Origin of the sequence: Streptomyces sp. FH025, from assembly GCF_017427025.1 — a bacterium.
Classification (GTDB): domain Bacteria; phylum Actinomycetota; class Actinomycetes; order Streptomycetales; family Streptomycetaceae; genus Kitasatospora.
This window is the reverse complement of record NZ_JAFLNG010001204.1, coordinates 1-1,144: the sequence shown is the minus strand read 5'-3', so window position 1 is coordinate 1,144 and position 1,144 is coordinate 1. Positions and strand designations below refer to the sequence as shown.

The window sequence follows — 1,144 nt, the reverse complement described above, 5'->3', positions numbered from 1 at the left end:
ACTCCAACGCACCGACCGCGACAGCGCGTGCCACGCCCGGAACATCCTCGGCGCCCGACTCCGGCACGACCCGCGCCACCACGACCTCGGGAACAGCCTCACCGGCAGCAACGGCCTCCAGCAGCGCCGCCAGGCCGGCGTGCGCCTCGACGCCCGACAGCTCCTCCCCGAGCACGGCCCAACGGTCATCAGTCTCACCGGAGTTCACTGCCTGAGCCGGAACCCACTCCACCCCGAACAGGTCGTCCCGAGCCGGCACCGCAGCGGCCTCGAACGGCCGCAGGACCAGCGAGCCGACGGAAGCGATCAGCCCGCCCTCGGCGTCGGCCAGGACCAGCCCCACGCCGTCGCCCGTCCGCTCCGGAGTGACCCGGACCCGGGCCTCGACGGCACCCGTGGCGTGCAGGTTCACGCTCTCCCAGGAGAACGGGACCTCAAGCCTGTCGCGCCGTTCGCCCGTGCCCACGATCACGTGCAGGGCCGCGTCCAGCAGCGCCGGGTGCAGTCCGAACCCGGCCGCGCTCACGCCGTCCGGCAGCGCGACCTCGGCGAACAGCTCTTCGCCACGCCGCCAGGCCGCACGAATCCCCTGGAACGCGGGACCGTAGGCCAGGCCGCTCTCGGCCAGCGCCGGGTAGAACCCGTCGAGGTCGACGGCCTCCGCACCGGCCGGCGGCCACTGCGCGAGGTCCGCGTCACCGTCGACGGAGGTACCAGCGGAGATGTCGGCCGGAGCCAGAACACCCGTCGCGTGCCGGGTCCACTCCCCCTCGGTCGCCGCCGCCTCGGCCTGGGCGTAGACGGCCACCACACGGCGCCCGGACTCATCCGCCTCGTCCACCGTCACCTGCACCCGCACGCCACCCTGGGCCGGGAGCACCAGCGGCGACTCGATCAGCAGTTCCTCGACCCGGCCACAACCCGCCTCGTCACCGGCCCGGACCACCATCTCGACCAGCGCGGCCCCCGGAACCACCACCTGCCCGGCGACCACGTGATCCGCCAGCCACGGCTGTGCGGACAGCGACAACCGCCCGGTCAGCACCACACCACCACTGGCCGGCAACGCCATCGCCGCACCCAGCAGCGGGTGCCCCGGGGTCTCCAGACCGAGGTCCTCGGCACGGCTGCCCAGAGCCGGGGT

General features: G+C 74.0%; 1 protein-coding gene. It reads right to left on the bottom strand.

Going from position 1 to position 1,144, the window contains the following annotated elements; all coding sequences use genetic code 11:
* On the bottom strand, nt 1-1,144 hold a 1,144-nt coding region (locus tag J0670_RS38430), incomplete at both ends, for a polyketide synthase dehydratase domain-containing protein (protein WP_207817403.1).